Raw genomic sequence first — 4,289 nt, 5'->3', positions numbered from 1 at the left:
GTCTCACATCTGGCGCCGCCGCTGACCGCGCTGCCGGGCCTGTCCAGCCTGGCGGAGTTGCCGGATGAGGTGCGCGTGCGCAAGGCCTTCGCGTTCGGGCGAACCCATGGCAGCGAGCTGCTCTCGCTCGGGGTCAACCAGAATTTTGCGCCGGTGCTGGATCTCAAGGGCGCCCCCAGGCGCGCCCTGCTCGATTTCCATACCCTGACCAGCGAGCGCGCGATTGCCGCCGATCCGGCCATCGTCAGCGAGGTCGCGCTCGCTTATGTCCGCGGCCTCGAAGCCTCCGGCGTCACCGCGACCGTCAAGCACTTTCCCGGACTGGGACGCCTCCATACCGATACCCACAATTTCCACGCCGATCTCGATGTCGCGCCGGACGTGCTCGAGACGTCGGACTGGCGTCCGTTCAGGGAGGTGCTCGCAGCCTCGAACGCGCAGTTGATGATCGGCCACGTCAATCTGACCGCGATCGATCCCGACCGGCCGGCCTCGCATTCCAAGCGCGTGGTCGACGGGCTGATCCGCAAGCAATGGAACTATCAGGGCGTGATCATCACCGACGATCTCGTGATGGGCCCGATCTATGAGCACGGGGTGTGCACGGCCGTGGTCGAGGCGCTCAACGCCGGCATCGACCTGCTGCTGGTCGCCTATGACGGCGCGCAGTTCTATCGCATCTTTGCCTGCGCGGCCGATGCGGCGGCCGCGGGCAGGCTCGATCTTGCGACCCTGCACGACAGCGAGATGCGACTGCGGCGAAACGCCAGTCGGCAGCTTCAGCCGGATTGAATGCGGGGCTTGCTGGATGTCCGCCATGGCCCGGACAGCGACCAAGCTCCGCATCGCAGCTGGCGCCAAAGGCAAGGGACACCGCCAGCGAGCGGTGCCCTCGTCGAGCCCAAAGGTTCAGGTCGACTTGCGCCATGGCAGCAGCATCGACACGCGCTCCCGATAGCGGCGATATTCGTCGCCGAAGAGGTCGATCAGGTCGCGTTCCTCGAGCCAGATGCCGACAAAGATGTATGCCGTGGTCACCGCCGCCGACGTATTCGCGGTGCAGGATGAGATCACCGAGGCTATCGTGGCGGCGATCGAGCCGCAGCTTCCCGGCGCGGCGTCGCGATCTTGCTGGTGGAGCAGAAGCTCGCCATCGCGCTGAAGATCTCGAACCGGGTCTACGTCATGGGCCACGGCAAGATCGTGTTTTGCGGCAAGCCGGATGATTTCGGTGCCGATTCCGCTGTGCGTAAGGAATGGCTGGAGGTTTGATTCCGGCGCGGCTCGCGCGGGCGCATTGCTGGGTTTCTAGTTTGCGCGCTCAAACGTGGGCAGGGCTCAAGAAATGCACCCGGCCGTATTTTGCGATTTCCTGCTTCCATGCGTTCAGGGCGAACACGAAAGAACCGGCCGCCCAGAGCACGAGATATTCGACGCCTCCGAGATTCCACAGCCAGCCGACGCCTTTGGTGACGAATACGGCATAGACTGCGACCGCAAGTACGCCTGCCGATACCAACCCGGTCCACTTGACCAGGACATTGAAGAACAACCCTGCCGCCGCGATGCTTTCCATGACCAGCGCCAATACCACGAAAAATAGTGCGGGCTTGAACCCGGCCTTATCGAAGAAGGCGACCGCGCCAGGCATGTCCATGAGCTTGAACAGCATGTGGGGTACGTACAGGGCGCCTAGCATCATTCGGAAAAAGACAGCCGGATTCGTCACATCAAAACCGGAACGCTGTTCGTTCATTGCCATCTCCCCTGAATTTGGCGAGGCCGATGTTGCCCCAGAGGCTGAAACCATCAATCACGGCGGCCTGCCGAATTTTATCGGACATTCCATTGCTTTTTATCACAGTGTAATAATGTGCCTTTGATATAACTCAATTGACGCGACCGAAACGTCGTGGCGCGTAGAGCGTGACGACGATCGGCGAGGTCGACGTCGTCTCCGCCATCCCTCCGCGCCTGGGCTGGCTGTTCGAACGGACGCGCGAGACAGTCGATCTGTGGATAGGCTTGGGCCAGCAAGTCATAGCTCGACCGATCATTCCGATCAGACGTCGCCACCGAAGACGCCGGGGTCGCGCAGACTAACGGATATTCTCGGCGCCGGTCGCTTGCCCCTGAAGATCGCAGAAGCGCCGCGGCCTCAGCGCGCGGCATGCAAGCTCACTTGAACAGCGGCGTGCCCGGCACGAAGGCGTCGAACGCCGCCCAGAACTGCGAGCGGTAGCGGTCCTGCTCCTGCAGGATTTCGTGCTTCGAGCCGGCGATCACGAGATGCGAGCCGGCGCGCAGGTGATAGGCGAACTCCTCGATCGCCGGCGTCGAGACGACGGCATCGTTGGAGGCGGCCAGCATCAGGATCGGCTGGCGGATCCGCGAGGGATAGTTGGTGCGTCGGAACGTGTGCATGGCGCGGAACGCCGTGTCGGCCCAGGCAACCGTCGGCGAGGCGATGCCCAGGGTGGGGTCTTCCTCCAGGATCGCGGCGTTGCGGGCATAGCGCACGGGATCGCTGGTCAGGGGATTGTTGACGAAGGAATTGGCGCCGGTCAGCGCGTCGCTGCCGCCCGGCACGTAGCGGCCGCCCTGCCCGGCCAGCCGCATGATGGTGAGCAGCGCGCGCACGGGAAATGCGGTACGGCGTCCCGGCAGGTCGATCATCGGCGCCGACAGCACCATGCGGTCGAACCAGCGTTTGCCGGCATAGGCGGTGCACAGCATCACCGCGCCACCCATCGAGTGGGCCAGCGCGAAATGCGGCGGCGGACAATCCGGCAGCACCACCTGCTGCACGAAGGTCTCGACGTCGACCTCGTAGTCGGAAAAATTGCGCACATAACCCTTGCGCGGATCGCGCAGCCGGCGCGACGAATGGCCCTGCCCGCGCCAGTCGATCATCGCCACCGCGAAACCGCGGTCGCGCAGGTCGCGCACGGTCTCGAAATATTTCTCGATCGCCTCGGCGCGGCCGGGGAAGACGCAGACCGTGCCCTTGCGGCCCGCCGGCGCCGGCCAGCGCGCGAAGCGCAGTTCGGCGCCGTCGGGGGTGCGGATGGTACCCGTGACGACGTTCTCCGGAACGGGATTGGCGGGAATCGAGACGAGCGTCATGAGGCCTTGGCCGGCTAGGTGAAAAGGGCTGAAAAACAAGGGTGAACTGGAGGCTGAAGCAACAAAAAGGGCGTCCCTCCCGCCCTCTTGAACACCGTCTTGTCCCTCCCATATCATCTTCGTGCAGGCCACCACCAGTGTTTCACCGGGCCACAAGGACCGGGCGAAATGCTGGGGCTGCACAGAACGAGAGCCCGGCCCGATGGCGGGCGGGTTATCCTCAACAGTCGCTCAATGGAGGACTTCCCATGCGTACCTACGATCTGACCCCGTTTTATCGTTCCACCGTCGGCTTCGACCGTCTGTTCTCCCTGCTCGACCAGGCGACCTCCGACGGCACCCCGGGCTATCCGCCCTACAATATCGAGCGGACCGGTGAGAACGCCTACCGCATCACCGTCGCCGTGTCCGGCTTCGCCAAGGAGGAGCTCTCCATCGTCGCGAAGGAAAACACGCTGACGATCAAGGGCGAGAAAGCAGCCAGCGAAAACGGCAACGGCAAAGCCGAGGTGCTGTATCGCGGCATCGCCGCCCGCGCTTTCGAGCGTGCTTTCCAGCTCGCCGATTTCGTGGTGGTGAAGAACGCCTCGCTCGAGAACGGCCTGCTCCATGTCGATCTCGTGCGCGAGATCCCCGAGGCCAAGAAGCCCCGCAGCATTCCGATCGCATCGAGCACACCGGCTCCGCAGGTGGTCGACGGCTCCGCCGACAAGGCCGCGGCCTGATCGCAAATCAAGGTCTCTCGATTTTCGTGCGATGACAAAACGCCCCGGGCAACCGGGGCGTTTTTTGCTGTGGCGGCGATCGAACGAGGCGGGTGCGGCCGCAGGGTAACGGGTCAAACAAAAAGATCGAGGCCTCCGTTCCGGATCCATCGGAACGAAGGCCTCGAACGCTCGACCAGGCTCGCGGTTGCGTGCCGGCACAACCCGTTGTCGGGGATTACTCCAGACCCTGCACCTGCGGCATTGGCTGGGTCGGCTGGATTTGCGGCGCCGGCCTGGCCTGACCGACCGTACTGCTCACCTGCGGCGCCGGCGGCGCAGCAGATGGCTTTGGCTGCACCGCCGCCGATTGCTGCGCCGGCTGGCGCGGCTGCTGGCTCGGTTTCGCGCTCGGCAATGGCACCGTGCGACTGGCGACATTGGGGACCGGCGCGGGGG

The 4,289-nt window shown here is 64.2% G+C and carries 4 protein-coding genes and 3 pseudogenes; 3 read left to right on the top strand and 4 right to left on the bottom strand.

Annotated features, from left to right (window positions below; all coding sequences use genetic code 11):
- A partial coding sequence (locus tag WCB02_RS27945; protein ID WP_423962988.1) for a glycoside hydrolase family 3 N-terminal domain-containing protein occupies positions 1–792 on the top strand: 792 nt, incomplete at its 5' end.
- A 117-nt stretch (positions 793–909) separates the two neighbouring features.
- Here WCB02_RS27945 and WCB02_RS27940 read toward each other — a convergent pair.
- Positions 910–1,047, bottom strand: a pseudogene (locus WCB02_RS27940) (methyltransferase family protein); the annotation flags it as partial.
- Positions 1,048–1,107: 60 nt separating this feature from the next.
- Between WCB02_RS27940 and WCB02_RS27935 the strand changes: the two are divergent.
- Positions 1,108–1,272 (top strand): annotated as a pseudogene (locus WCB02_RS27935) (ABC transporter ATP-binding protein); the annotation flags it as partial.
- A gap of 49 nt (positions 1,273–1,321) precedes the next feature.
- On the opposite strand, the gene WCB02_RS27930 reads toward WCB02_RS27935, so the two are convergent.
- The gene (locus tag WCB02_RS27930; RefSeq protein ID WP_423962987.1) at positions 1,322–1,756 is read right to left on the bottom strand and encodes a DoxX family protein; all 435 of its coding nucleotides are present in this window, start codon (positions 1,754–1,756) and stop codon (positions 1,322–1,324) included.
- A gap of 422 nt (positions 1,757–2,178) precedes the next feature.
- On the bottom strand, positions 2,179–3,126 hold the full coding sequence (locus WCB02_RS27925; protein WP_423962986.1) for an alpha/beta fold hydrolase: 948 nt from the start codon (positions 3,124–3,126) through the stop codon (positions 2,179–2,181).
- A 248-nt stretch (positions 3,127–3,374) separates the two neighbouring features.
- Between WCB02_RS27925 and WCB02_RS27920 the strand changes: the two genes are divergently transcribed.
- Positions 3,375–3,851, top strand: coding sequence for an Hsp20 family protein (locus WCB02_RS27920; protein WP_423962985.1), 477 nt, complete (start codon positions 3,375–3,377; stop codon positions 3,849–3,851).
- Between the two features lie 217 nt (positions 3,852–4,068).
- Here WCB02_RS27920 and WCB02_RS27915 read toward each other — a convergent pair.
- A pseudogene (locus WCB02_RS27915) lies at positions 4,069–4,289 on the bottom strand (hypothetical protein); the annotation flags it as partial.

It is taken from the genome of Bradyrhizobium sp., assembly GCF_049581145.1.
Classification (GTDB): Bacteria; Pseudomonadota; Alphaproteobacteria; order Rhizobiales; family Xanthobacteraceae; genus Bradyrhizobium.
The sequence above is the reverse complement of the archived record's forward strand: the minus strand, read 5'-3'. Positions and strand labels throughout refer to the sequence as shown.

Bases quoted from the DNA above. Each gene is read 5' to 3' on its own strand.
- WCB02_RS27925 (WP_423962986.1), bottom strand. From the start codon at position 3,126: ATGACGCTCGTCTCGATTCCCGCCAATCCCGTTCCGGAGAACGTCGTC.
- WCB02_RS27930 (WP_423962987.1), bottom strand. From the start codon at position 1,756: ATGAACGAACAGCGTTCCGGTTTTGATGTGACGAATCCGGCTGTCTTT.
- WCB02_RS27920 (WP_423962985.1), top strand. From the start codon at position 3,375: ATGCGTACCTACGATCTGACCCCGTTTTATCGTTCCACCGTCGGCTTC.